This is a genomic window from Exiguobacterium sp. SH3S1 (assembly GCF_004337105.1).
GTDB classification, from domain to species: Bacteria; Bacillota; Bacilli; order Exiguobacteriales; family Exiguobacteriaceae; genus Exiguobacterium; species Exiguobacterium aurantiacum_A.
Window position 1 is genome coordinate 101,816 of sequence record NZ_SJUW01000004.1, and the last position, 25,937, is coordinate 127,752.

A 25,937-nucleotide genomic window follows, 5' to 3' on the forward strand; every position below is an offset into this window, starting at 1 on the left:
AACCGATATCGAAAACCGATTTCAAGGAGATGAAGCAAGTGGAAGACCGCGTCCTTCGTAAGCTGTTTCTTGGTTTTATTCATATCCATATCTTGCACCATGCGTCCGAACACCCGGTTTATGGGGCGTGGATGGTCGAAGAGCTGCGCGAGCACGGTTACTCGATCAGTGCCGGGACGCTCTATCCGATCCTGCACGGCATGGAACAAGACGGCCTACTCACTCGGACGAACGAGTTGGTCGACGGTCATATCCGCAAGAACTATACGACGACCGAAAAAGGGATCGTCGTCTTGGCCGAAGCCCGTCAAAAAGCGCACGAACTATTCAAAGAGATCAAGGAGTGAAACCAATGCCCAATCAACGTGTGACGTTCAAGACGTTACTGGAGATTTTATTCGTATCGACCCGGCTCGGCTTGACGTCGTTCGGCGGACCGGTCGCCCACCTCGGCTACTTCCATGAGGAATACGTAAGGCGCCGGAAATGGATGGACGAGCGAACGTATGCCGACCTCGTCGCCCTCTGTCAGTTCTTACCTGGCCCTGCGAGCAGTCAAGTCGGGATCGGCATCGGCATCGTCCGTGGCGGTATCCTCGGCGGCATAACCTCGTTCATCGGGTTCACGGCACCGTCCGTCATCGCCCTCATCTTGTTCGCCCTTTTGGTCTCAGGACTCGACGTCTCCGACGCGGGCTGGCTGTATGGCTTAAAAATCGTCGCCGTCGCCATCGTCGCCCACGCCATTCTCGGGATGGCCGGCAAGCTGACGCCGGACGCAAAGACGCGGACGATCGCCTTCTTCGCGCTCGCCGGTGTGCTCCTCTGGCAGACGACGTATAGCCAAGTGCTCGTCATCGGCTTGGCCGCGCTCGCCGGATTCTTGTTGTTCAAACCGCAACATCTCGACGTCAAGTCGGCCTCGTTCCCGCTCTCGAAACGGCTCGGGGCGACGCTGCTCGGTCTGTTCGGAGCCTTACTCGTCATCTTGCCGCTCTTGCGTGAGACGATTGAAAGCCAGTCGCTCGCCTTGTTCGACAGCTTTTACCGGTCTGGTGCCCTCGTCTTCGGCGGTGGTCACGTCGTCTTGCCGCTCCTCGAGCGCGAGCTCGTCCCGGCCGGATTCTTGAGCGAAGAGGCGTTCCTCGCCGGCTACGGGGCGGCCCAAGCCGTACCGGGTCCGCTGTTCACGTTCGCGTCGTACCTCGGGACCGTCATCAACGGTGTCCCGGGCGGACTGCTCGCGACGTTCGCCATCTTCTTGCCGGCGTTCCTGCTCATCCTCGGGGCGTTACCGTTTTGGGACGCACTCCGGCGCAACCCGAAAGTGGCCGGTGCGTTGATTGGTGTCAATGCGGCCGTCGTCGGGATTTTGATCGCCGCATTCTATCAGCCGATCTTCACGAGCACGGTGAATGGCGCCGTCGACTTCGTCTTCGCCGCCCTCTTGTTCGTCATGATCGCCTATTGGAAACTGCCGCCTTGGGCACTCGTCATCGCTGGCGTCGTCGGTGGGACGATTATCGGAATGTTGTAACGTGACTAGGGACTTCGTGTCCCTTTTTTGTTCCCTGTTATCCTCCACTTCGTAAGCTAAAATGTTAATCATTTGAAACTTTTTCAAGTCTAGCGCTCGCTATACTGGAGTATGGATCCCTTTACAAAAGAGGGAAACGTTCCGCTTGGACTTGAGAAAGGAAGTGGGGTCATGCAGCCCTTACACCATAAAGCAACGTATATGCCAGGTCTCGACGGCCTGCGCACGTTCGCCGTTTTTGCAGTCATACTCTTTCATTTGAACGCACCATACATACCCGGCGGCTTCCTTGGCGTCGACTTATTCTTCGTCCTGTCCGGTTATTTGATCACCGGCATCTTGCTTCGGGAGCAAGCTAAACACGGACAGATCAATTTGAAACGATTCTATATCGCCCGGTTCCGGCGCCTGTTGCCGGCGCTCGTCTTCATGCTATCGGTCGTCATGGCGTACGTCACGTTGTTCGAGCGCGGACTGCTTGATACGGTGCGCCAAGATACGCTCGCCGCGCTCGCCTACGTGAACAACTGGTGGTATATCTTCCACGACGTCTCGTACTTCGAGAGTTTCGGCAAGCCGTCACCGCTCCAAAACCTGTGGTCGCTCTCGATCGAGGAGCAGTTCTATTTGGTCTGGCCGCTGCTGTTGATCTTTGGGCTGACCGTGAAGAAACGCTTCCTCCAGCTCACCGGCATCGTCTTACTCGCCTCCACCGTTTGGATGGCAATCAGCTTCACACCCGGGACCGATCCGAGCCGTGTCTATTACGGCACCGACACGCGCCTGTTCGCGCTCCTCACCGGGGCGTTGCTCGCGTTCGGTTGGCGTCCGGATGCGTTCAAGCGCGAGATGCCAGCGCTCGGTCTTCGTATTTTGAACGGCGGTGGTGCCGGAGCGCTCATAACGCTCGTCACGGTCATGATGACAGCGAACGCCTATGATGCGTTCCTGTATTATGGAGGTTTCTTGCTCGTCGCCGTGGCGTCAGGTGTGTTGATTGCCGCGACGGCCCATCCGTCGACGCTCTGGTCCCGTCTGTTTGGAAGCGCTTGGCTTCGGTTAATCGGGACACGGACGTACGGCATCTACTTATGGCACTATCCGGTCATCATCTTGACGACCCCGCTTGAGCGGATCAGTTCGTTCAATCCCCTTCTCGCACTCGGTCAAGTCATGCTCACGCTGCTCATCGCTGAAGCGTCTTACCGCTACGTCGAGACACCGATTCGCCGCGACGGGTTCCGCCATGTCATCCGCAACCTGATCCCGACTCGCAACATCAAACCGGCTCGACTGTTTGCGATCACAATCGCGACGTCCTTGTCAGTCGTCCTCGTCGGGAATTTGACGATCCTCGCGTTCACGGATAACTCGGACCGGCAACACGATCTCCCGGTCGTCAAAGCACCGAAGCCGAAGCCGAAAGAAGCGACGACCGAACGGCCGGTCGAGTCGTGTCCGCCCGCACTTGCCATCGGCGACTCGGTCTTGCTCGGCTTGAACGAGTATCTCGGTACCGCGTTCCCGAACATGACGATCGACGCCGAAGTCGGTCGCCAAGTCCGTGACGCGCAAGATGTCGCCGCGGGCTATCGTGACTTTGACGCCCCCGGCCACGTCGTCTTCCTCCACCTCGGGACGAACGGAGCTTTCAAGATGGAACAGCTCGACACGTTGATCGGTATGTTTGAATCAGCCGATCACGTGTACGTCATCAATACGCATGTCCCGCGCCCGTGGGAACGTGAAGTGAACGAGTTGCTCAAGCGCGCGAGCGAACTGCACGACTTCGTCACGCTCATCGACTGGCATGAAGCGTCCGCCGATAAAGCCGACTACTTTGAGAGTGACGGTGTCCATTTGAACATCGATGGCGCCGAGGCGTTCGGAAAGTTGTTGTCCGAAGAGATCGGCTGTCACGACGAACAAGGACTTAGCAACCGCTAAGTCCTTGTTTTCATGGGCGCCACTTCCAGCGCATATAGTTGATCAATAGCTTGATATAGGCGAGCTGTTCGCGGATGACATACTTCGCTTTCGCCGCAGCCGGCGTCGGGGCATAGAGCGCGTCCGTCTCGAGCCCGAAGTAGAGCCGCCCGACGAGCCGGGTCCGGCGCACATGGAAGTCGTTCGTCACGACCGTCAATCCCGTCTCGCCTGCCCACACGTCGCGGCTGAATAAAAAGTTCTCGTACGTCGATGTCGAGTCGGCTTCGACGTGAATGCGTCCCGGGTCGACGCCACGGTCGATCAATTCCCGGGCAATGACGCGCCCCTCGGCCATCCCTTCGTCCGGACCTTGCCCGCCGGAGGCGATTAGGATGACGTGCGGATGCTGTCGCGCATATGTAGCCGCCACGTCGATTCGGTTTCGGAGCGCCCGTGACGGTGCCGTCCCGTTCACTTTCGCCCCTAAGATGAGGACGTACCGGTACGTACCGTCCGCTTGATGTCGTCGCATAGGGGTCACCTGCCTTGATTTCAAGTATAACATCAACGGCTTCTTCGATTGACTGATACGTTTTTGTTACAGTAGGTAAAGCAAATATATGGTAGAATGAGTATCGGATTAATTTGAATTTGAAGGAGTCGCAACAATGCAAAACTTGAATCCTACGCCTCGGAGCACACGACAGCGGCACGAGACGCGACATATCGTTACAAAACGAGTATTCCATAGTTTGCTAATCATAGGCTTCTTAGCCTTTCTTATAGGCGGCGCCTATGTGACGCTCTCTTCGGAGAAACGCGAAGTCTCTGCCATGGAGAATCGCGAACTCGCCAAAGCGACCGCCGACCTCACGTTCGAGAACGTCATGTCCGGCGCCTATATGAAGAGCGTCGAGACGTATGTCACCGATCACGTCTTTAACCGTGACAGCTGGATCAGCTTACATGCGTTTTTATCGAAAGACTTGTTCCGGCAGACCGTGAAGAATGGGATTTACGTTTCGGCTGACGGGACGATGGAGTCTCCCATGAAAGAGACGATCGACACGAACATGCTCCTCGATGATCTGTCGGCGTTCACGACATCGATGCAGTCGGCTGGCGTCGATGTCTACTTCGGGCTTGCCCCGAACAAAGCTTCGATGGTCGAAGTCGAACCGAACATGCCTGACTACATGGGCAACGAGGCACCAACAATCTTTAAAGAAACGCGTGACAGCTTGGCTACGGTCGAGGGAATGACGGTCATGGATTACCGCAAGCCACTGAACACGGCGGACAAATTGAGTGACGTCTTTTATAAGACCGACTACCACTGGAATATAAACGGCGCTTATCTGGCTTACGTCCAAACGGTGAAGCAGATTGCTGCCAAACATCCCGAAGTCAGTGATCCGCTCAAGCCAGGCGAACTCCGGAAGAAGGCGCACGACCGCCCATACTACGGCTCTTACGCCCGTAGCACAACGCTCCAATACGTCAAGAGCGGTGATACGTTCGAATGGATGGAACCAAAGGCCGGATTCACGCCAAGTTCGATTTGTTACAACCGGGCCGAACCGTGTAACGGTAATTTGATCAACAAAAAACCACTCAAATCGGAAGAGACGTACACGGAGATGTACTCGCTCTTCTTACACCGTAACTGGCCACTTATCACAATGAACCAAGAGACGCCGAAGAATGATACACGGACACTCATCTTGAAAGATTCGTACGCCAATCCGATGCTAACGCTGTTGCCGGAACATTTTGGTCATCTGTCGGTCATCGATATCCGCCATTTCGATGAGTCATCGATTGAAACGTATGTGAAGGATAACGACATCGACGTCGTCTTGTTCATCCACAACGTCAACCTCGGTGAGTTCATCCCGCTCTATCACGACAAGTTGAATGAGTAAAAAGAAAAAGGGTGATGGTCACGACACTTGTCGGAACCATCACCCTTTTTTCAGGTGTGCGACGCCTCTTTTGAATTAGATTGGTCGCGAAAGAAGGTCTTCACCTTCCAGGAATAAATCAACGACAGACGCAAGCTCATTCGCTGCTTCAAGCAAATAGTACTCGTCATATTCCGTCAGTCCGAGTATGACATTCCGGTTAACCGTCCTTTGCTGATCAATCATCGTCAACGTATGGTGATAAAGCGCCAAATCAACCTCATTGAGCGGTTTCGCTCCATCTTCATACACGTCTAAGAATTCATCGAACTCTTGCGTCCATCTAATTAAATCGTCTAAAATATTTTGATTGCCGAAACCATCCATTGCTAAAATCTCAAAGTTACTCCCCAACAAATCCTCATAGTTGCCAAAGTGCTGATAGTATTTGGCGTTGTATGCGTTAAAGTCGTCAGAGTAATGTACAGGCTCATCGACGAGCACTTCTCCTTCGACCACCTCTTCTTCCACATCGACAACCGCTACAGCTTCAGCTTCGGCTTCGGCTTCGGCTTCATTCTGAGCCTGTTGCAACAGTTCGAAATCCCTAATCAAAACGGGATCTGCGGTCACTTTCATCGCGTAATCAAACTCATCACTCGTAGACCCCTCCACAATGACGACATCGTCCGAGTCTGCATATTGCTCCATAACCGATGTCTTCGTTCCACCGCCTACGGCCGACAAGAACTGTTGATTCTTGCTAGGGCTACCGATATCTCTCACCTCGATCGCCAATTCCAAGTACACGTCAGGATCTTTCAAGTGTGCTAGCTCTTCTTCCGTAAGGGGCATGCTGATTCGCGTTTCATGATCGCTAAAGTATTCGAGCACCGCATCAGTTGTCGCGATGGGGGCGTCGCTCGAATCATACAATGTCGCATTCACATCCAAGCCTTCTTCCAGGTTACTCGTGAACCACACGAGCAATCCTTCAATCTCTTCGTTGTAAAATACTCTTGAATCGCTTATATGAATATCCTCTTTTTCAACAGTAGGTCTTGCAGAGGATGATGTGTCACATCCCGATAAATAAAGAATGCTGATCAGTACAAATAGTAGTTTATGTAGGTTTTTCAAAAACTCACTTCCTTTCTTTTGGAATTATACCATTTTAACTATATAAATATAACTTAAAAATGGGAAATGTCTTGTTTTATGGAAATTGAATTATGAATAGCCTGTCAGATAATCTCACCGAACACAAAGAGCGCAACGTATGCCACATACGTTGCGCTCCTGTCGTTTAAAACCGGAAATAGATGAACGGGTTGAAACTGCTCGCGATAATATACGACACGGCGAAGATGAAGATCGTCGCCATAAATCCGAGGCGCATGAAACCGGCCATGTAGTTGACCCATAGTTTCTTGCTCTCCTGTTCGAGACGGAGCACTTTTTCCCCAAACACTTTCGGGAGCGGTGTCGCCGCAATCATCGCAATCAGTAAGATGACCCCGTATTGGACGAAGTAGAACATCGCCTCACTATCCCATACCGCCGCCCCATTCAAGTTGAACATGGCCGCCAAGTACGAGATGGCGTACGGGAAATCATCCGCTCGGAAGAACACCCAACCGATGATGACGACGAACAACGTGAACGCATGGGCGAGCGGTGCCGGGAGTGCTTTGAGCCACGCCCCGAGGAACGCCCGCTCCAGCATGATAAAGATTCCATAGTAGGCACCCCAGGCGATAAATGTCCAACTCGCACCGTGCCAAACCCCGGTCAGAATCCAGACGACGGCGAGGTTACGATAGAGCTTCCACGCACTGCCACGGTTCCCACCAAGCGGGATATAGACATAGTCACGGAACCAACTACCGAGCGAGATGTGCCAGCGGCGCCAAAATTCAGACACCGACTTTGAAATGTACGGATAATTGAAGTTCTCAAGGAAATGAAAACCAAACATCCGTCCTAGCCCGATTGCCATGTCGGAATATCCAGAGAAATCAAAATAAATCTGAAGCGAGTACGCGATAATCCCGATCCAAGCGAGGCCCATTGACATCTCCCCGGCGTCTTGCGAGAAAATTTGGTCGGCCACGTAGCCGGCGTTGTTGGCGAGGAGCATTTTCTTAGCGAGACCGATGACAAACCGTTGCACCCCGCTCGCAAAGTCGTCCATCGTCTCACGGCGATCATTGATCTCGTCAGCGACCGTCTGATAGCGAACGATCGGCCCAGCAATCAGTTGTGGGAAGAGCGAGATGTAGAGCGCGAGGTCGAGCGGGTTGCGCTGGACTTTCCCATCTTTTCGATACACGTCGATGACGTAACTCATCGCTTGGAACGTGAAGAACGATACCCCGATCGGAAGAGGGATTTTGGGATCGGTCAGCTCGAGACCCGTGATGGCGTTCACGTTCTCGATAATGAAACTCGTATATTTGAAGACGGATAACAGCAACACGTTTCCAGCGACCATCGCCCCGACGAGCCATTTCGCCTTCTTCTTGTCGTCACGGTTGTTGTCGACGAGCAGACCGAACGCATAGTTCATGACGATCGATGTGAGCATGACCGTCGTATAGATCGGTTCTCCCCACGCATAGAACAATAGACTGGCAATCAGGAGCACCGTGTTCTTCAAAAAACGCGGTGCGACATAATAGAGAATAAGAACAATCGGTAAAAACCAGAATAAAAAAATCGTCGAACTGAAGAGCATGAGTTCCCTCCTTTCTCATAAAAAATAAAAGGCTGCCCCGAGGGACAGCCTAAACCCATCAACGCGTGAAGCGTTCGACGATTGCGTCGACGATGCGGCGTGACGCCTCCCCGTCCCCGTATGGGTTAGACGCTTTCGCCATGCTTTGGTGCGCCGCCGCGTCAGACAAGAGCTCGTCAGCGAGGCCGAAGATGACTTCTTCTTCAACGCCTGCGAGTTTGAGCGTTCCGGCTGCGACACCTTCCGGACGTTCCGTCGTGTCACGAAGGACAAGGACCGGTACGCCGAGTGATGGTGCTTCTTCTTGTACGCCACCTGAATCTGTCAAGATCAAGTGTGAGCGTGATGCGAAGTTATGGAAATCGAACACGTCGAGCGGCTCGATCAAGTGGACGCGGTCGAGATCGTTTAAAATCTCACCGGCCAGTTCCCGAACGATCGGGTTCATATGGACCGGATAGACGACTTCGATATCGTCATATTTTTCAATCAAGCGACGGACAGCACGGAACATATTGCGCATCGGTTCACCGAGGTTCTCCCGACGATGTGCCGTCAACAAGACGAGGCGCTTGCCTTGTGATGTGATCGAGTTCAACAGTTCATTGTCGTACCCGTCTTGAACGGTCGTCTTCAACGCATCGATTGCCGTGTTGCCTGTGACGAAGATGTCTGCTTCTGTCTTGTTCTCACGAAGCAAGTTCTCAGCTGACGTCTCGGTCGGTGCGAAGTGTAGATCAGCCATGACGCCAGTCAATTGACGGTTCATCTCTTCCGGATACGGCGAGTACTTGTTGTACGTGCGTAGCCCCGCTTCGACATGACCGATGGCAATCTGGTTATAGAACGCCGCGAGTGACGCTGCGAACGTCGTCGTCGTGTCCCCATGGACGAGGACGATATCCGGTTTCGCTTCCTTCATGACTTCATCGAGTCCGTGAAGGACGCGTGTCGTCACGTCGAAGAGCGTTTGATTCTTCTTCATGACGTCTAGGTCATAGTCTGGTGTGATTTTGAATAATTGCAAGACTTGGTCGAGCATCTCCCGATGTTGGGCTGTGACGACGACGATCGGTTCGATCCCTTCACGGTTTTTGAGCTCCAAAACGAGTGGAGCCATTTTGATGGCTTCGGGACGCGTGCCGAACACGGTCATAACTTTAATCATAGCGATTCTCCTTTTCGGGGGTGACGCGGCAAAATGATCGTCTCACCGATATCGTTCTGGTCGACGATCGTTGTGCGTTGTTCCATTTTTTGCTGTTTGAACTCCGATTGACGCTTCGAATCAAGCGTACGGAACCATTTCAAAAACTTCATGTACTCGTCGGCCACATCGTCGACGAGTCCGTACTCACGGATCTCACCGTATTCAAGCCAGATCGCCTGCGTACAAAACTGCCGAACTTGTGACACCGAGTGGCTGATGAAGAAGATGGTCTTTCCTTCGTCTTTGAACTCGTTCATCTTGACGAGACAGCGGTCGGTGAACGTTTGGTCTCCGACCGAGAGCGCCTCATCGATGACGAGGATGTCAGGGTTGATATTGATCGAGATGGCGAAGCCGAGTCGCGCCTTCATGCCGCTCGAATACGTCTTGACCGGTTGATCGATAAAGTCGCCAATATCGGCAAACTCGATAATTCCCGGGGTGATCGCTCTGATTTGATGCTTGTCCATGCCGAGCATGAGGCATTTCAGTTCGATGTTCTCCATACCAGTCAAGTTTCCGTTGAGTCCAGACGAGATGGCGATGAGCGACGGTTTTCCGCGCAGCTCGATCTTGCCGTGCGTCGGCGGGATGACGTCCGACAGAAGATTCGACATCGTCGATTTCCCCGAACCGTTAATCCCGAGAATCCCGACGACCTCTCCAGGCGGGACTTCGAACGTGACGTTACGGAGCGCATAAAACTGCTTACCGTTCGCCCGGTTGAACAACACTTCTTTCAGCTTATCACTTTGTTTCCGGTACAACGTGTACCGTTTTGATACGTTTTCAAACTTTACTTGGTAGCTCATACGTCACCGCTCCTTAAATATAGTCAATGAAGTAGCGACGGAAACGAACGTGGATCGCCGAACCGATTAAGAACGTCACGAGCGTGAAGACCCAGAAGTAGAGGCCGTAGCTAAGATTTTGCATGAGCCAATCCGTTCCGAGGAACATCGATCGGTACCCTTCCACCAAGTAGTAGAGCGGGTTGATCATGAGAATCGTTTCAAGCGTTCCGGTCGGTTGCCAAAAGATAGGTAGTAAATAAAGCATCATCCGAATAATTTGTGACAGCAAATTTTGAAAGTCGCGGATAATCGTGGCCAGTGCCGACGTCAAAAGTGAGAACGCATAAAGGAACGCGAGCGCACTGAGAAGCAGGTACGGCAAGAACAGGATGTTCCAGCCTTCACTGATGCCAAACGCCATCATCAAGATGAACGCGATCACGACCATCGCTACGTGTCGGTATAGTTCCGACAAGATGACGTACGCCGGGATTGTGCTGATCGGGAAGCTCATCTTTGAGACGAGTGCAATCTTCGAAAAAACGGATCGAGAACCACTGACGATGGCCGGTCCAAAGAAGAACCATGGCACAATTCCGGAGACGAGCCATGGAAGGAACGGGACATCACCAACGTCTCGACCCGCACGAAGACCGAACCCGAAGACGAGCCAATAGATGCTGATTTGAATGATTGGCGTCAAGATTTCCCACAAGTATCCGAAGTACTGCATCGAATAGCGACTTTTCGTTTCATATAGAGAGAGTCTCACAATTAAATAGAGACTCTCCCATAATTCGATGAATACTTGCTTCGAGGCTTTGATCATAGTCGGCACACAGGTTAAGCCAACGTTACTTTTCCGTTGACGTATTTGTACAAGTTTCCGTAGTTTACAACCGCGAGGTCGCTGTCATCAGCCTTCACGATATTACGTGTATCAAAAATCATCGGGCGACGCATCGCTGCGTTCAACTCGTTGAAGTCGAGCGCTTTGAACTCGTTATGGTCAACGAGGACGAGGACGACGTCCGCATCTTTGACCGCTTCTTCTTTCGAGACGAGATCGAAGTGTTTCGACGATGAAACTTCGACGTGTGGATCGTGGACGGCGACGTTCATGCCTTGCTCGAGCATCATTTCGATGATCTCAACAGCTGGGCTTTCACGCATGTCATCAACGTTCCCTTTATACGTTACGCCGAACGCGGCGATTTTTGCATCTGTTTGACCTGACACAAGTTTTTGAACGTTTTCAACGACGTATGCCGGCATCGAGACGTTCGTGTCACGTGACAACTTGATGATTTTCGCGAGCTCTGGTTGTTTCGCGACGATGAAGTACGGGTCGACCGCAAGACAGTGTCCACCGACACCTGGGCCTGGGCTGTGAAGATTGACACGCGGGTGTTTGTTCGCCATTTCGATCACGTCGAGGACGTTGATATCGAGGGCGTTACACACTTTCGCAAGTTCGTTCGCAAGTGCGATGTTGACGTCACGGAACGTGTTTTCCATGAGTTTCGACATTTCAGCCGTCTTCGCATCTGTTTTAATAATCTCACCTTTTACGAACGTACCGTATACTTTAGCACCGGCTTCAGCACAGTCTGGCGTGATGCCGCCAACGATACGGTTGTTGTAAACGAGCTCATGCAGAATTTGTCCTGGGAGGACACGCTCTGGGCAATGCACGAGGAAGATGTCTTCGCCGACTGTGAAGCCTGCTGCTTCAACGAGGGGCTTGACGTGATCATCCATCGTACGTGGGGCAATCGTTGATTCAACAATGATGACGTTCCCTTTTTCAACGTAAGGAAGGACGCGTTTCGTCGCTTCAAGAACGTACGTGAGGTCACACGATTTATGTTCGTCATCGTTGTTCGGTGTTGGAACGGCGATGATGAATGCATCTGCCTTCTCCGGCTCGAGCGAGGCACGGAACTTGCCTTTGGCGACGACGTCTTTGACGACGTCTCCGAGGCCCGGCTCTTCGATGTGGATTTCACCACGGTTCAATTTATCGACAACTGACTGATGGATGTCTACGCCGAGCACATCGACACCGTATTGGGCGAAGACTGCAGACGTTGGGAGTCCAATATATCCTAATCCGATTGTACATACTTTCATAGTTGAGCTTACCTCCATAGATGTTAGTGACACTGGTCACTGAATATTGCTTAACATTTCACTTTATTTAAGAATTCATCAAAAATCAAACCCATTATACTCCTGATGTGAATTGAGAAGCAATTACATTTTAATGACAAAACGGGATTACGACGACGCAACCGCTCGCACGGTCGTACTAAGCACATATTCCGTGCTCAAGGCCGCCGCCCGAACATCTCCTAAACTATAACAAACTTCAGGCAATAATGACCAATTCGACACTGAAGTCATGTTAGCGAACGTCAGACGACGAAATACTTCCGGACTGACAGCTTCGGCAAGCTTACCTCGTGTGAACGGACTAAGCAAGTAAACTCGGAGAATCGTGTCGCCCGGATATTCCGAGACGAGTCGTTCGACGTTCTCGAGTTTTTCCCCGAGAACAAGTCCAACCGTTGCCGCGTGTTGGTTCAAGATGCTGTATGAAAAGTACGGCAGATCGCTCTCGACGACAAGTTGATGAATGGCCCCACGCTCCTCAGGATGATCTTTGAAGTATAGGCTCATCATCGATGTTTGGGCATCAATCTTGCGCTCGATGAAACGGCGCGATGCGTCGTTCGCGTTCATAAGCAAATCGCTAAGCGACTTGATGACGGCGAGGCGTTGTCGAATCGAGAACTCGCGGCTCGCTGCCTGCCGAGATACTGAATTGCCTCTCACTTGGCGGAAATAGACGGCGTCCGTGCCGCTCGGCAACAGCGTGACGGCCGGTTGATAGGTCGAGAAGAGCGTCGAGAAATACACGACGTCTTCCCCGCTGCGAAGCGACGGTTCGTAACGGACTTGTTTCGCATACACCGCTGGGATGAGCTTGCAGGCATTCAGCGTCAACAGCTGTGCCATTTGTTCGTACGACCAGTCACCTCCGGCGAGTCGCTCGAACTCACGATGGAGCGGCGAGACGAGTACGTTGCCATCGGGATCGAAGTCTTGAATATCGGCGATGACGACCCGGTCCGGCAACGCCTCGTTTAATAGTCGTTCCAAGTAGGTCGGGCTGAACGTGTCGTCCTCGTCTAAGAACGTCACGTATTGACGCGTCACCGTCTCGAGTCCTCGATTTCGGGCGATGCTCACGTTCGCTTCGTCTTCAAGCAGACGATGCACGGTCACGTCACGGCCAAACTGCCGACTCGCCTCAAGCAACGTTTCGTTCTTGTCTCCATTGAAGACGAGCACCCATTCGATGAGCGAGGCGTCAAGCGTCTGTGCCTCGAGCGAGGCGAGACATGTCGCGAGACGCTCTTCCGAGTCATGAGAGGCCACGATGACACTGATTCCCCGTTCGACCGGCTCGTCAAACCATGGTGGAAGTTTAACCGGTTCGAACGTTTGCTCGACGAATCGGTTCCACGCTTTCTTCTCGGCTACGATTTCAGCTAACAGCTCATCGTAGTGACTCATGATGGCTTACATTCCTGCTCGAGTTTCGTGACGAGTTTACCCGCGAACGGGATTGATTTCGCCCGATTGACCACGCCTTGCAAACGCTCAACTTGACTAGTCAACTCTTCGATTCGCTGCTTCTCCTTCATCGCTTCTTGTTTCCACTTGTCCGTATTCGCTTTCGCTTGGCGGATTTCGCGTTCAAGCTCTTTCATTTTTTGGACGGTGTTCTCTTTGCCGCGAATATGCTTCGCGCCTTCTTCAAGCACGTCTTGCTTCACCGTTTCGATTTGGTCTGTCAGTGCATGTAACTGTTCCCGCAAAAATGCATTCTCACGTTCTACATATTCAACTTGTTGACGATCCATGACGATTTCCTCAGCTTTCTATGACCCACGACCCCATCCTCACTTGGACGGTGTGTTGATTGTTTTGGAATTTAATCGCTAACTTGACGAACTTGGCCTCGACTTCTTTCGGCAAACGGTGGCGGAGCGTGTTCACGCCGGGACGGAGCTCATGGCTGAACGCCGTCTTCTTCAAATTCTTTTTCGCGTCGTATTGCATGATATATAGTTCGATCGGTGTCGTCTCGTCAGACACGAGTTCGATCGTTCCTTCGATGTTTATATAAGGGGCGCTACCGAGTGTCGCATCTTTTTGGAACTCTGTCGATGGCGGCGCACTGAAGCTCTGGTTGAACAATTGTACGTAGCCGTTCTCCCCGCCGAGCGGTTTGACTTCGATATGGGTGGCAAATCCTTGTTCACGCATGTTGAACAGTTCGGCGTTGAACGGGATGAAGTAGTGATAGATGAACGGCTTGATCGTGACGCTGCGCGGCTTGTGTGCCTCCGGAATCATCAACTCGACCGTCTCCGGTTCGATTTCCGAACCAGACAGGCGGGCCGACCAGTTTTTAGCCGTCCAGTCGTTCCAAAGTGAGACGTAGCCATGGTCTGGCGTCTCGCTCGGTTGGAAAGCCTCAGTCACGCCCGGTTCGACACCGAGCAATTCATTCATTCGCTTCACTTGATTTGATGCGGTCGCCTCAAGCACGAGCCGCCAGTTGAGCGGCGTCGGTACGACCGTCGGCAACAGCGGTGTGTCACTCCAAGCGAACGTCTCCTTGACGAAGTGGAGCGGTTTCGTACCAAATAGCTCCTCAAGCGCAACTTTGACGAGATGACCTTGGCGGCGCAGTTCGTATGGCGCTTCGAGGATGTGACGCAAGACGTCGCGATCGAAAAGCGGTTGCAACAGCGTCATCTCACCCATGAACCCACGCCGTGCGTAAGCATGGAAATGTTCGATCTTCAAATGGAACCAGACCGCTTCGAGCCGGCCGTTCCAATCGCGTTCCGGTTCTGCGTCGAATAGGCGGTCGAGCATACCTTCCACTTGTTCGCGTTCCGCTTCACCAAATCCTTCGAATGCACGAATCGCTTTACGTGATAATTGTTGCTTCGCTTCGTGCTCATCCATGTTGTCTTTCAAAAACACGTGTTTCCCGTACAACCAATCCGTCCCGTGTTTCCCAACCTCGACATAGTCAAGGTCAACGGCTCTACCGGTCGGGATGCTCTCATAGGCAGTCAAGTTGCCGTCTGTCGCCTCGTAGGAAGCGGCGATCCGTTTAGAGAGCGACAACGCGAGTGTCGCCTCGGGGGCAGCCGTCTCGGCGAGCTCGATGTCGTCGAACAAGTCGCGTGCGACACGCGCCTCGTTCCCTCCCATGTCAGGTACGTGCAGCGTCACGTTTTTTCCGGCTTCGAGATAAAGTTTTGTGAGCAACACGTCGAGCGCTGACCCGGCGAACGGGATATTGACGGCTTGCATCGGTACGTTGACCGCGTTTCGAAGCGTCGTCATCCACGAGTCGACAAAATCGTCGCGGAGCTGTGGCGTACTTTGCGGAAGTTCGTCCCACGTGTCGAGCAATATCGCTCCGTCACGCACCGTCAATCGCTCGCCCGCACCGAGACGTTTGATTCCTTCGAAGCGAGTCCCGTCCCCAAACACATGCCCAATGAGGCGCATCTGTGAGACGGCCTCTGCGCGAACGGCCGTTTTCCCGGCTAGCTGTGCCACTTCTTCAAGTGACGTCCCGACGACGATCGGACTTTCTGAATAGTAGACCGGGATCAAGTTATTGAACGGGACGGCGACGCTGAACTGTTCGTCTAACGTGAACGAGATGTTCATCCCGTTCGGTTCGTCTCGTGACTGATCGTACATACCGAGACGAACGTCGAGCGGCGTCTCCGAGACGATGTGTGTCAGACCGTCGCGGCGCTCGAAATCAAGCGTCTGACCAGTCGATTCATATATAAAATGGCTCATAGCGTATCTCCTCAAAATAATTTCAAAACAAGCAAACCCGGGATGACCGGGCTTGCTTTTAGTGTTTCCGATTCAATTCTATCAAAAGGAGCTGTTCAAGCTTCGGCGCGAGCGTCTCGATGGCGAAATGATGATGTGCGTAAGCCATATAGTCTTGTGTCGCTGCGAGTAGCTTGGCTGAATCATCGCGGAACGATCGGATGATGTCGACGCCGTCTAGCACGTTTTCCATCAGCACGTCGTCCGGATAAATCGTCTCGCTCCCCGTCCAATGACGGATAATCGGGAACGTTCCCGACGTCATCGCCTCTGCTGGCGCAAGATGGAAGCTCTCGAGGTCACTCGTCGATAAGATGAAGCCGATTTTCGTCAGCCATTCCGGAACATCATCACCGTGACCGTCGAAGACGACACTGTCCTTGAACGTCGGTTCCTCGAGTCGTTCGAGCAGACGATCGTAATAGGCGCGCTCGTCTTCCCGTTTGTTGATCCAGTAAATCTCGTTCGGATGATGCCCTTTGATGAACAGCTTGTAGCGCGTGTCTTCCTTGCGGAGCGTCTCGAGCATGTCGAGCGCGAGATCAAGTCGTTTCAACTTCGGATTGACCCCGATCATACCGAGGTGGAACGTCAACTCGTCCAGCTGTTTCGGTTGGATGAGACGCGTCCCGTCGACCGCGTTGTAAATCATCGTCATCTTATGACGCGGGATCCGGAACAAGCGGTACATCTCTTCGAGCATATACGGCGACACGAGGATGATCCGGTCGATGTTGTGAAGGTTGTACTCCCGCGGGAACGGCGTCTCTTTCTCTTGGCGGTGGATGCGCACGATCATCGTCTGGTGTGGCTTTTTATGGTGCGAATACCAGACGGCGTTACCGAGACCCCATTCACAGAAAATGATATCGGCCTGGTCTAAGCACGCCTTACTGTGATTCACGTCATGGATTTTGTGACCTTCCCACTCGTCAATCAAGACGTTGAAGCGCGGATGGCGCTCAAAGTAGTCCATGAACAGACGCAGGAATTTGAAATCGTGTCCGGCGAAGAGCAAGTTGATCTTCTTCATCCCCCACAGTTCATCGTGGAGACGTTTATACGTGTTCGTGAACGTGTAATATTGCGCCATCTCATAGAGGCGACTCGCCGCATCGCGATAGACACGTTCATCTGTGAGCGCGAGCTTCGCCTTCTCGATGAACTCCTCTTCCGAATTGACGAATAGCGGATAGTCCGCACCGAGGATGAGTTCGTGCATCGGGTTACGGTTCAACAGCACCGGTTTTCCAAGCGATCCGTACTCGAGCAGTTTCGTCGACAGTTCAAGACTCGCGTCGAGCTCCGGATGACGCCACGACACACCGATCGCACTCGAGTCGATCAACGTCTCGACATCGGCGCGTGGAATCCCTTTCAACCAATGGACGCCGTCATCCGCCTTCAAGCGGGCGAGTACGTCTCGTTTAAAGTTCGGGTTGTTCGGGTCTTGATTGAACTTGTCGCCGGCGACGTGGAGTTCGGCCGGGTAGTCGGCCCGAAGCTTCGCGAACGCGTCGAGAATCTCCGTCGAATACCACAGCGGGGCGAACTTGCCCGTATAGACGAGGCGATCGTTCGGTTTCGTGAACGTCGGCGTCTCGTCTTTCACGTTCGGGATCATCGGGTTCAAGATGAGGAACGGCCGGTCCGTCGGCAGGAACGATTCGAAATACGTCTTCATCGCCTCGGTCTGACAGAGCATGCGCGCCGAACGCGACGCGATCTGCTGCAAGCGGGCGAGTTCTTCTGCCGACGCCTGCGTATGGTCGTGTGTGAAGTCGGTGATATATGTCCACGTCTTCGCCATCGTCCGTTCATACTGTGACAAGTCGTAGGCAAGCTGGAAGCCACGGATAAATGACATGTCGTAGCCGCCTGTCGTCATCAACTCGTCAATCAGCCCGGCCGCTTCGTCGGCTTGGAGTACCCCGCGCTCGTAGTACGGCGCGTCTTGTCTGCCTGAATCTTTGGCGAACACATCGATGAAGCGGACGTTCGGCAACTCACGGATGCCGGCCGTCACTTCCGGTTTTGTGATCGAGCGCTTCAGCAGCACGTCGACTTGAATCGATGGGTCTTGGTTCAACATCGAGACGACAGATGTCAGCCAAATGGCCGACCCGTCGATCAAATTTAAATTGACATCCCCATAGACGAGGACGCGAAGTGGTGTCGTCATAATTGTACCTCCTGAGCGACCGCTTTTGGCATATCGCTCCCTGCTTTCACGTATTGATACGGGTCTGTACTGAAGATCCGTTCTCCGGACTGAGCGAGCTCTTTGAGCGTCTCGTCTTGTTTTAAGACATCGAGCGCTTCAAGGACGCTGTAGAAGCGGAGCACATCCGGCTTCATGATCGAGCGCGACGGGGTCGCGTCGAAGACGTAGCGGTACGTGCCGTCCGAGTCAATCTTCTCGAGTCCGTCTTTCCAGACGAAGTAATCTTCTTTCGTCAAGATGTTCGAGTCCGCGTAACGCGTCGCGAGCATATAGTCCGACACGTAGGCCGGTCCGTAATAGTCACTCGGACGGATGAACGCCATCCAGTCGAAGCCTTCAAGAATCTCAGACAAGGCGTTATATTGCGTCAAGTAACTGAGCATGAACGTCGAGATGTCCTCGGTGTTGTAAGCTTCATACAAGTCAAGATGCCCCTCGAACTTGTCGAGGAAGACGACGAGGTGTTTATGCTCGTAGTCTTGCGCGCGGAACGTCTCGACGGCGCGGTCCATCTCGTCGGCTGAGCGGACGAACGCGACGAGCGCGACTTCCGGGTGATCGACACGATAAGGCAGACCGATGTTGCCGACGACTTGGGCGAGACGTTGTGTGTACGTGTGGTACTTGAGCACGTGTCGCATGCCGCCCATGGCGACGTCTTCATAGAAGCTGTCGTCCGTGAGCAGTTTGCGGAACGTCTCTTCGAGCATCTCGTCGCCTTCGTCTAGGAAGACGTAATCCCCGAGCATCTGCTTGACGCCGACAGAGCGCGTACTGACGACCGGCGTCGCACAAGCGAGCCCTTCGAACACGCGGCGTGAGAACATCGTCGGTGAATCGTTCACCGAGTTGACGTTCAGCATGACTTTGAAGCCTTTATACGCTTTAGCGATTTGGTTGTACTTCAAGCTACCGCGGATGGATTTACGGAACTGCTCCGGGAATTGGAGTTGATCCGTCTCACCGCGTTGGTTCATTTCATAGTTCCGGTCATAGATGACAAGGCCATATTTATCAGCCGCCGCGAACAAGCGATCCATATCGATACGGCGCGATTCGTGACGGTTTGCGTAATACGAACCGGCGAACGAGGCGTACGGTTCACGTGTGCCCGGCAGACGGATCGGATTATGCTCTTTCGGCTGCGCCGCGAACGGCAAAGCACCGACCCGGTCATGTCCGCAGTCTTCTTTATAGTTATCGAGAATGTTCGCGTCCGTCGTGTAGACAAAGTCGAACCGTTTCGCCGTCTCGATGAAGCGGTCATAGTGAATCGGGTCTTCTTTATTCCAAAACACGGTCGGCACGTTGTTGACGCGGCACCAGTCAAGGAGCGCGTCGAGCTCTTCCCACGTGTTCGTGCCATATTTGACGATTTTCTTCTCCCACGTCTTGTCGTTCCCTTTCCAGGCCGATTCGACCATGAGGAAGTCCGGTTGACGGTCGGCGAGAACAGCCGGCCAATCGTCCGGCGAGAACGTGATCAGTTCACATTCAGGGCGATACGAGGCGGTCGTGAACTCATCAAAGATGGCTGCGACTTTCATCTCGTGAAGCTCGCGTGGTTTCGCTTCAAACAGACGGGCCTCGCGTGGGTCGATCCACTCCGGCACTTGCGTCCGGTCCGTGATGATCTCTTCGGTGACGCGGATGTTCGTGACGAGCGTTTCGCCAGTCCCGTCGACGCGGAGTGCGAAGCGCAGGTAGCGCACGTCTTTCCCGAACTCGAAAATCTTCTCGCTACCGAGTTGTACTTGCTGCATCGACAACCGCTCAGTCAACGAATACGAGATGATGTAGAGGACGACACCGGTGTTCGCATCGAGTTCACCGTCGACCGTCACACGGTAACGATGGTTCGGTCGGACCGTATACGGTTTCTCTTTCGGGAGGACCGTGAAGCGGTTGTTCGTTTCCATATACGACACGTAGCGGCGCACGTCCGGCTCGACATCGAGGACGAGACGGAGACCAGACGGATCTTGTTTTAACTTGATTGATTCCGGTGTCGGGATCGTCCAGAACGTCGGGTCAAGGTCGAACGTCTCGGTACGGCGTACACTGTTCTCACGGATGACGCCGAGCTTCAAGTCTGAGAGTGTACCGTTGCCGTGGAAACGGACGAAATAACGAACCGAATCATGGCTCGGCGTAAGGCTCAAGACGTTACTGAAGCCGAGCGGGACCTCGATGAGCTGGTCGCGCTCACCGTGGGCATACGTCGCGACGAACAACGTCGCTTTCGCCAGCTCTTCGGCTTCTCCTTTTAAATAGAAACGATAGACGTAATCGTCCATATCGGCGAGCGAAAAATCGATACCGCGTTCGGTGTCGACGTGAGGGAGCGCCGTCTCGAACACACCGTAGTGCTCGTATTGGTTCCCTTGCCCGCTGACACGAATGAGCCCGCCATCGATCTCAACGATTCGGCTAAGCGGCGAGATGAGTTCGAGCGAATCCACATCTAAAGGAATCATCGCGTCAAAGTCGGCGTCTGCCACCGCACTGCTCATTCCTTCGACGTTCCAAAGCGATTGTCCGTCAATCAGGAGCGATTGAATCAAGACCCGACCTTTTCCTTGCGTTTGAATCACAAAGCGTGTCTTCGTCTCACCGTCTACAAGCGAGACCGTCGTACGGACACCGTCTCCGACGCGAACGACACGCTTGCGTTCTTCGTCGCTATAAATCATGACGAGCAACGTGACCTCGATGTCACCGCTCTTCTCAACGTTTAAACTCGCGTCAAACTCACGGATTGACGGGTTGAGTTGAAACGAGTTCGCACCAGGTACCGCCCGAAACGACGAGGCGCGCTCACCGTATGATAAAAATTGTTTTTCAGCCATCGTAGAAACGAGCGCCGCACCGTCAACTTCATAGTTCGCAGACGTCCGAGCGTGCCAAGACGGGACGACTTCGACGAACTGTCTCGTCTGCACTTGCGTCTTCGTTCCTTTCATCAACCGACGGCCGATTCGTTTGCCGCGTTGCATGCCTAAATAGACACCACGCTTCACTTTTCGTTTCCAACTCATGGGGGGTTCCTCCAAATTCATAATGGCATCGTTTTCTCTTTAGCCGATGCCCTGTTATTCGAAACATCTCGTTTCGACACCCATTGATTATAGCAAACGCTCAATTCAAAAGGCAAAATCATCTGTTTGACAAAACGGAGACAAAAAAAGGACACCCCGAGGATGTCCTTTCGAAAATCATTATTTGACGTCTTTGATACGGTCTTCAACAGTTGGTGTGACTTCGCCTTGCTTCACGAGATAGTCACGCATGATCTCCCAGTCGATGAGACCGAGGTCGTTGACGCGTCCTTCTTCATAAGCCTTCTTGAACTCGAGGTAGTTGTCGCCACCCTTCGCTGCGAAGAAGTTTGTGGCAATCTTGTAAGTCGCTGCCGGGTCGATGTCGACATACGTCTCGCCTTGGAGCACTTGCGCCTTGACGACACGGCTGTTCGCCGGTTTCGAGCTATCGAACTCAAGCTTCATGCCAGACATGTGGAGGAAGCCGCCGCTCTCGATCGGATAGACGCTGACACTACGTTCAAGTGCCGCGAGCAACTCACTGCCTTGAAGCGTCATGACCGCGAGTGTGTTCCCGAACGGAAGCGTCGTGAGCACTTCGCCTGTCGTGATCGAACCCGCATCGATTTTAGCACGGATACCGCCCGCGTTTTGAATCGCCGCGACGACTTGTGGGTCGGCTTGTTTCGCACGTTCGAGCATGCCGTCCGTGATCAAGTTACCGAGAGCCGTCTCATTTTTACGAACGCTCGGCTTCGTCACGTCACCTGCGTCACGCAAGTTTTCAAACTCGGCAGTCGCTGTCGCGCCGATTTCAGCGTTCTTGATGCCGTCGATTTCAGCCGCGAACGGTGCGAGGAGTCGGGCTGCGCCTGGGTCTGGTGCATACGTCTTCACATCGATGAGCTTACCGGCTTGTGAGACGACTTTTCCGTCTTTATCGAAGACGAGGTCGAGCGTCCCGAGGAAGTCACCGTATTGATACGCTTGGACGACGACGGTCGAGTTACCACCTTCTGTGATGACGACCGGTGCGTCAAGACGTGAGTGTGAGTGACCGCCGATGATGACATCGATGCCGTCGACGTTTTTCACGAGTTCGAGGTCGTTGTCGATTGCCGGGTTGTCGTCGTAACCGAGGTGCGAGACGGCGACGATTTGGTCGACGCCCATGTCTTCGAACGCTTTGACGGCTTTTTTCGCTTCGTCGATATAGTTTTGGAATTGAATCGGTCCTGGGCTCGCGATGTTCGCCGTGTCTTCCGTCGTCAAACCGAAGAATCCGACTTTCTTACCGTCGACTTCTTGGATGATCCCTTCATACAAGCGACCGTTGTAAGGCTTCATCGCGATCTCATCACGGAAGAGCGACTTCACGTATTGATCGTTCGAGTAGTCGACGTTCGAGCTGACGAACGGGAAGTTCGCGTAACGGACGAATTGTGCCAACTCTTTATGGCCTTGCTCTGTGCCGAGGTCGAACTCGTGGTTACCCGGTACCATCATGTCGTACTTCATATAGTTCATGAGCTTGAGATCGACTTGTCCTTTGAATTCGTTGAAGTAGAGCGAGCCAGAGAAGACGTCACCCGCGTCAACTAAGAGGCGGTTCGGGTTAGCGGCACGGAGTTCTTTGACTGCCGAAGCACGGTTCGCCGCAAAGTCGAGCGACGCGTGCGTGTCGTTCGTATGCATGAACGAGAGTTCGAAACCTTTTACTTCGTAAGGAACGTCGAGCGTCACCGTGCGGCCTTTGTGCGTGTATGATGCCGTCGCCGTGAATGTACCGATCTTGTCAGTCGATAAGTTCGTCCACTTCACCGGTTGGCGTAGAACGCGGTCGACGAATTGGATTTGGAGCGTGTTCAATTGCCCAGTCAACTTCTCGCCGTGCTTGAACGTCCAATCACCCTTCGGTGCGATGATCGCTTTCGGATAGTTGATGACGCGCACTTTCTTCTCGAAGTGTTGGTTCTTCCACTTGATGTAGCCTTTTACCGTTTGATATGTACCGAGTTTGTCCATGTTGACTGTCGATTTGTACCAATAGATCTTGTTGCCTTGGTATGTCTTATCGAGCGCTGCGTCAAGATCCCCGTTCTCAACGAAAGCCGCCTTCAATTTGAACGTTTTTTTCGCCGGGGCTGCCTCTGTCACGACCGCCGGGGCGATCACCGATGCCGTGAGCGTCGCCGCGAGCATCCCTTGATAAAACTTGCGTGTCTTCGAATTCAACATGCACTGTTCCTCCTCTATTATGTATAAGTCGACCGAACCGAAGTCATAACCGCCATTTCGTCGCCACTGCCAGATGTCTGACCTCAAGCCAATGGAAGCGATTACAAAACGCGTACAGACTTCACTTTTAAAGATACGCAATCTCACAGAATAACACAATTACTTTTCTGTAAATATTTCGTTATTTCTTTTGAATTTTGAAAAAAAGGACACCGATTGGCATCCTCTCGCTCATTCTGATATTTCAACTTCCTCAAGCTCCAACACCGGTCCTTCACCCTTCGGCATCTCAATCGTCCGCGAGCGTCCGTCCGAAAGAGAATACGTGACAACATAACTCGCATCATTCTCAACCACGTTCGAGAACGTAACGTTCGTCCCCGACTTCGACATGTGGAACAACGTGACGAACGATGTCCCTGCACCCGTTTTCGTCGAGACGACTTGGTGACGCGGCACCCACTCGAAGTCACGGTAGGCGATAAAGCTCGACTCTCGTTTCATGGCACCAGACGACGCGACCGGAAGCTGAACGACTTGGAGAGTGCGTCCCTCTTTGTCGCGGAACGTCATCTCACCAGTTTGTTCCGCGACTGGTTCTAACCCGACACCGAGGTGGAAACGTTGGGTGAACGAGGCACGCGAATCCGACCGAATCGTATCGGCGACAATAACCGTGCCCGCTTGATCATGGGCGATACTGCGCGTATGGTGCATATCCTGCCCAATCAACTCGCTGTATCCAAGTGCTCGTTGTAACCCTTCCGTCTCCTCGACCGATACGATCCCGCTCTTACCGATCGTACTCGGATGAAGCGTCAATTGCCGGGTGCCAGTGTTCACCGTGTTATGGGCGTTGACGTGCACCGCTGCATTTCTCTGCGGAAGCGTCGTGTACCCGAAGCGTCCCGTCTCGACGATGAAGTCACGGCCGTAGCCGTACAAGTCGATGCTCAAGTCGTCTTGATGCTTGTGCGCCGTATTATGGAAGCCGGCCGTCATCATGAGGGAGATGGCATCAGCGAACGGCTCCTTCTCACCCCAATGTTCACGTAGAATCGCGTATTGGGTATGGAGCTGTTTCGTCCGTTCGAGCGGACGTTCCCCTTCCTTCCCGCCACTTACCGCATACATGAGATGCGGATAATTGCGCAGCGTCGATATCATCGACATCGTCCGCGGCTCGCCTGTCGTGTCCCCAAACAGCGGCAGCGTCCGGTTCGGCTTGACGAGATGAGTCAGCGTCTCCGGCATCTGTCGGACGGCTTCGAGCCGTGGTGACGTCGTGAAGGCGTTCGCCTCGATCCAGCGATTGAAGCGGTACAGCATCTCATACGTGTACACTTGATAGCCCGGCGAATGCTCGAGATGGACGTTGTCCGGACTCAACGAGTGGTCGAGCTGCTCGGTCAGACGCAACGCGGCGAGGTCGCGCCACTCCGATGACCGTTCGAGTTCCGGGAACGTCTCGGCGATATCGGTAAGCGCCATGTCTTGGAAGATGCCGTGATTATGGCGCGGACGATAAAATGACGGCGTCGATAGGATGTCACCGTGTCCTTCGACCGTGCGCAACACGAGCGCGCTGAACGCCGGGTCGTTATTCAGACGCGACTTTTTAAATTGATTCCAAAAGTTGATCAAGTGGAACGTCCGGATGGCCGTCCCTTGCTGATGGTAGGCGTTCGGATAACGCTTATACTGCGCCGTCGGATATTGTTTGACCCACCCTTCGACGAGCTGTTTACCGTATGCCAAATACTTGGCGTCTTTCGTGTAATGGTACGCCATCGTCACTTGGTTCAAGACCATCCAGTACTGGGCCTGGAACATGAACGACGTCGAGTCGCCGACTCGAATGTCACGTTCCCAATCGAACGTCGCGATGTCCGGGACGGCTTGTCGACCCGGTGCTGCACCGAGACGCCAACTGCCTTTGAGCGCCGAGTCCGCTTGCGATACCGCCTGCGCCTCGGTCAAGAAACCATAATAGTATGGCACTCCGCGCTTCACCGAGTGCGCCGTATAGTTGTGGAGCAGACGGTCGTACTGACTGTCCGCGACGACCGCCTGCGTGAGGAGTGCCGTCTTGAGCGGGATGTCCCGTTTCAATCCGTATGTACGACGTCCATTGACCTCGACTTGATAGTACCCGCCCGAGACGCCGACGACGTCATAGCGCTTGTTCGGCGTGAGCAATGCGATCGGCTTCATCGACTTATCCGGCATGAGCCGATAGACGGTCGTGTCTTTCGCGACTTCTGTGAAGAAGGGACGCGCGCCGGCCTCGGCCCCGACAGACGTCGCCGCCATGACGAGCGCCGTCGTGAGAAGCGTCCCTCTGATTAAATGTTTCATCGAATACCCCATTTTTTCT

18 protein-coding genes are annotated in these 25,937 nt (G+C 53.4%); 4 read left to right on the plus strand and 14 right to left on the minus strand.

Annotated elements, in window-relative coordinates; translation table 11 throughout:
• Positions 1–38 precede the first annotated feature (38 nt).
• The 3 genes from EVJ26_RS06195 (at position 39) to EVJ26_RS06205 (ending at position 3,484) form a co-directional block, all read left to right on the plus strand.
• Positions 39–347, plus strand: a complete 309-nt coding sequence (locus EVJ26_RS06195; RefSeq protein ID WP_131470078.1) for a PadR family transcriptional regulator — start codon at positions 39–41, stop codon at positions 345–347.
• A 5-nt stretch (positions 348–352) separates the two neighbouring features.
• Entirely contained in the window at positions 353–1,537 is a 1,185-nt protein-coding gene (gene chrA / locus EVJ26_RS06200; protein WP_131470079.1) for a chromate efflux transporter, read from the plus strand.
• 171 nt (positions 1,538–1,708) lie between these two features.
• Complete coding sequence (locus tag EVJ26_RS06205) at positions 1,709–3,484, plus strand: acyltransferase family protein (protein ID WP_131470080.1); 1,776 nt, start codon at positions 1,709–1,711, stop codon at positions 3,482–3,484.
• 10 nt (positions 3,485–3,494) lie between these two features.
• On the opposite strand, the gene EVJ26_RS06210 is transcribed toward EVJ26_RS06205, so the two are convergent.
• Positions 3,495–3,998 carry a YdcF family protein gene (locus EVJ26_RS06210; RefSeq protein ID WP_131456492.1) on the minus strand — a complete coding sequence of 168 codons (504 nt, stop codon included), beginning with the start codon at positions 3,996–3,998 and terminating at the stop codon, positions 3,495–3,497.
• Positions 3,999–4,299: 301 nt separating this feature from the next.
• Between EVJ26_RS06210 and EVJ26_RS06215 the strand changes: the two genes are divergently transcribed.
• Positions 4,300–5,391 (plus strand): DHHW family protein, encoded by a 1,092-nt coding sequence (locus tag EVJ26_RS06215; protein WP_161567607.1) that lies wholly within the window; start codon positions 4,300–4,302, stop codon positions 5,389–5,391.
• Positions 5,392–5,466: 75 nt separating this feature from the next.
• On the opposite strand, the gene EVJ26_RS06220 is transcribed toward EVJ26_RS06215, so the two are convergent.
• The 13 genes from EVJ26_RS06220 to EVJ26_RS06280 all read right to left on the minus strand — a co-directional run bounded on the left by EVJ26_RS06220 (position 5,467) and on the right by EVJ26_RS06280 (position 25,918).
• Positions 5,467–6,510, minus strand: a complete 1,044-nt coding sequence (locus EVJ26_RS06220; protein ID WP_131470081.1) for a hypothetical protein — start codon at positions 6,508–6,510, stop codon at positions 5,467–5,469.
• A gap of 166 nt (positions 6,511–6,676) precedes the next feature.
• Entirely contained in the window at positions 6,677–8,107 is a 1,431-nt protein-coding gene (locus EVJ26_RS06225; protein ID WP_131470082.1) for an MBOAT family O-acyltransferase, read from the minus strand.
• A 58-nt stretch (positions 8,108–8,165) separates the two neighbouring features.
• Entirely contained in the window at positions 8,166–9,275 is a 1,110-nt protein-coding gene (gene wecB, locus EVJ26_RS06230; RefSeq protein ID WP_070328536.1) for a non-hydrolyzing UDP-N-acetylglucosamine 2-epimerase, read from the minus strand.
• Positions 9,272–10,129: a teichoic acids export ABC transporter ATP-binding subunit TagH gene (gene tagH / locus EVJ26_RS06235; RefSeq protein ID WP_131468843.1), complete on the minus strand. Its 858-nt coding sequence runs from the start codon at positions 10,127–10,129 to the stop codon at positions 9,272–9,274. The genes wecB and tagH overlap by 4 nt, the downstream gene beginning before the upstream one ends.
• Positions 10,130–10,142: 13 nt before the next feature.
• Positions 10,143–10,940 (minus strand): ABC transporter permease, encoded by a 798-nt coding sequence (locus EVJ26_RS06240; RefSeq protein ID WP_131456484.1) that lies wholly within the window; start codon positions 10,938–10,940, stop codon positions 10,143–10,145.
• A gap of 14 nt (positions 10,941–10,954) precedes the next feature.
• Complete coding sequence (locus EVJ26_RS06245) at positions 10,955–12,244, minus strand: nucleotide sugar dehydrogenase (RefSeq protein WP_131468845.1); 1,290 nt, start codon at positions 12,242–12,244, stop codon at positions 10,955–10,957.
• A gap of 147 nt (positions 12,245–12,391) precedes the next feature.
• A complete protein-coding gene (locus tag EVJ26_RS06250; protein ID WP_131470083.1) occupies positions 12,392–13,693 on the minus strand; it encodes a glycosyltransferase in 1,302 nt (433 codons plus the stop codon).
• On the minus strand, positions 13,690–14,043 hold the full coding sequence (locus EVJ26_RS06255; protein WP_131470084.1) for a hypothetical protein: 354 nt from the start codon (positions 14,041–14,043) through the stop codon (positions 13,690–13,692). Before EVJ26_RS06255 ends, EVJ26_RS06250 begins: the two co-directional genes overlap by 4 nt.
• 10 nt (positions 14,044–14,053) lie before the next feature.
• A complete protein-coding gene (locus EVJ26_RS06260; RefSeq protein ID WP_131470085.1) occupies positions 14,054–16,018 on the minus strand; it encodes a hypothetical protein in 1,965 nt (654 codons plus the stop codon).
• Between the two features lie 58 nt (positions 16,019–16,076).
• The gene (locus EVJ26_RS06265) at positions 16,077–18,239 is read right to left on the minus strand and encodes a glycosyltransferase (RefSeq protein WP_131470086.1); all 2,163 of its coding nucleotides are present in this window, start codon (positions 18,237–18,239) and stop codon (positions 16,077–16,079) included.
• Positions 18,236–21,319 carry a CgeB family protein gene (locus EVJ26_RS06270; RefSeq protein ID WP_131470087.1) on the minus strand — a complete coding sequence of 1,028 codons (3,084 nt, stop codon included), beginning with the start codon at positions 21,317–21,319 and terminating at the stop codon, positions 18,236–18,238. The genes EVJ26_RS06265 and EVJ26_RS06270 overlap by 4 nt, the downstream gene beginning before the upstream one ends.
• A gap of 180 nt (positions 21,320–21,499) precedes the next feature.
• The gene (locus EVJ26_RS06275; protein WP_236635516.1) at positions 21,500–23,560 is read right to left on the minus strand and encodes a bifunctional metallophosphatase/5'-nucleotidase; all 2,061 of its coding nucleotides are present in this window, start codon (positions 23,558–23,560) and stop codon (positions 21,500–21,502) included.
• A 231-nt stretch (positions 23,561–23,791) separates the two neighbouring features.
• Positions 23,792–25,918, minus strand: a complete 2,127-nt coding sequence (locus EVJ26_RS06280) for a heparinase II/III family protein (protein ID WP_161567608.1) — start codon at positions 25,916–25,918, stop codon at positions 23,792–23,794.
• Positions 25,919–25,937 lie beyond the last annotated feature (19 nt).

What these genes read in the sequence shown, in the direction of transcription:
- EVJ26_RS06260 (WP_131470085.1), bottom strand. Translation starts at nt 16,018, where the DNA reads ATGAGCCATTTTATATATGAATCGACTGGTCAGACGCTTGATTTCGAG.
- EVJ26_RS06250 (WP_131470083.1), bottom strand. Translation starts at nt 13,693, where the DNA reads ATGAGTCACTACGATGAGCTGTTAGCTGAAATCGTAGCCGAGAAGAAA.
- EVJ26_RS06245 (WP_131468845.1), bottom strand. Translation starts at nt 12,244, where the DNA reads ATGAAAGTATGTACAATCGGATTAGGATATATTGGACTCCCAACGTCT.
- wecB (WP_070328536.1), bottom strand. Translation starts at nt 9,275, where the DNA reads ATGATTAAAGTTATGACCGTGTTCGGCACGCGTCCCGAAGCCATCAAA.
- EVJ26_RS06265 (WP_131470086.1), bottom strand. Translation starts at nt 18,239, where the DNA reads ATGACGACACCACTTCGCGTCCTCGTCTATGGGGATGTCAATTTAAAT.
- EVJ26_RS06280 (WP_161567608.1), bottom strand. Translation starts at nt 25,918, where the DNA reads ATGAAACATTTAATCAGAGGGACGCTTCTCACGACGGCGCTCGTCATG.
- EVJ26_RS06215 (WP_161567607.1), top strand. Translation starts at nt 4,300, where the DNA reads ATGGAGAATCGCGAACTCGCCAAAGCGACCGCCGACCTCACGTTCGAG.
- EVJ26_RS06225 (WP_131470082.1), bottom strand. Translation starts at nt 8,107, where the DNA reads ATGCTCTTCAGTTCGACGATTTTTTTATTCTGGTTTTTACCGATTGTT.
- EVJ26_RS06210 (WP_131456492.1), bottom strand. Translation starts at nt 3,998, where the DNA reads ATGCGACGACATCAAGCGGACGGTACGTACCGGTACGTCCTCATCTTA.
- EVJ26_RS06255 (WP_131470084.1), bottom strand. Translation starts at nt 14,043, where the DNA reads ATGGATCGTCAACAAGTTGAATATGTAGAACGTGAGAATGCATTTTTG.
- EVJ26_RS06270 (WP_131470087.1), bottom strand. Translation starts at nt 21,319, where the DNA reads ATGAGTTGGAAACGAAAAGTGAAGCGTGGTGTCTATTTAGGCATGCAA.
- EVJ26_RS06205 (WP_131470080.1), top strand. Translation starts at nt 1,709, where the DNA reads ATGCAGCCCTTACACCATAAAGCAACGTATATGCCAGGTCTCGACGGC.
- EVJ26_RS06275 (WP_236635516.1), bottom strand. Translation starts at nt 23,560, where the DNA reads ATGTTGAATTCGAAGACACGCAAGTTTTATCAAGGGATGCTCGCGGCG.
- tagH (WP_131468843.1), bottom strand. Translation starts at nt 10,129, where the DNA reads ATGAGCTACCAAGTAAAGTTTGAAAACGTATCAAAACGGTACACGTTG.
- chrA (WP_131470079.1), top strand. Translation starts at nt 353, where the DNA reads ATGCCCAATCAACGTGTGACGTTCAAGACGTTACTGGAGATTTTATTC.
- EVJ26_RS06240 (WP_131456484.1), bottom strand. Translation starts at nt 10,940, where the DNA reads ATGATCAAAGCCTCGAAGCAAGTATTCATCGAATTATGGGAGAGTCTC.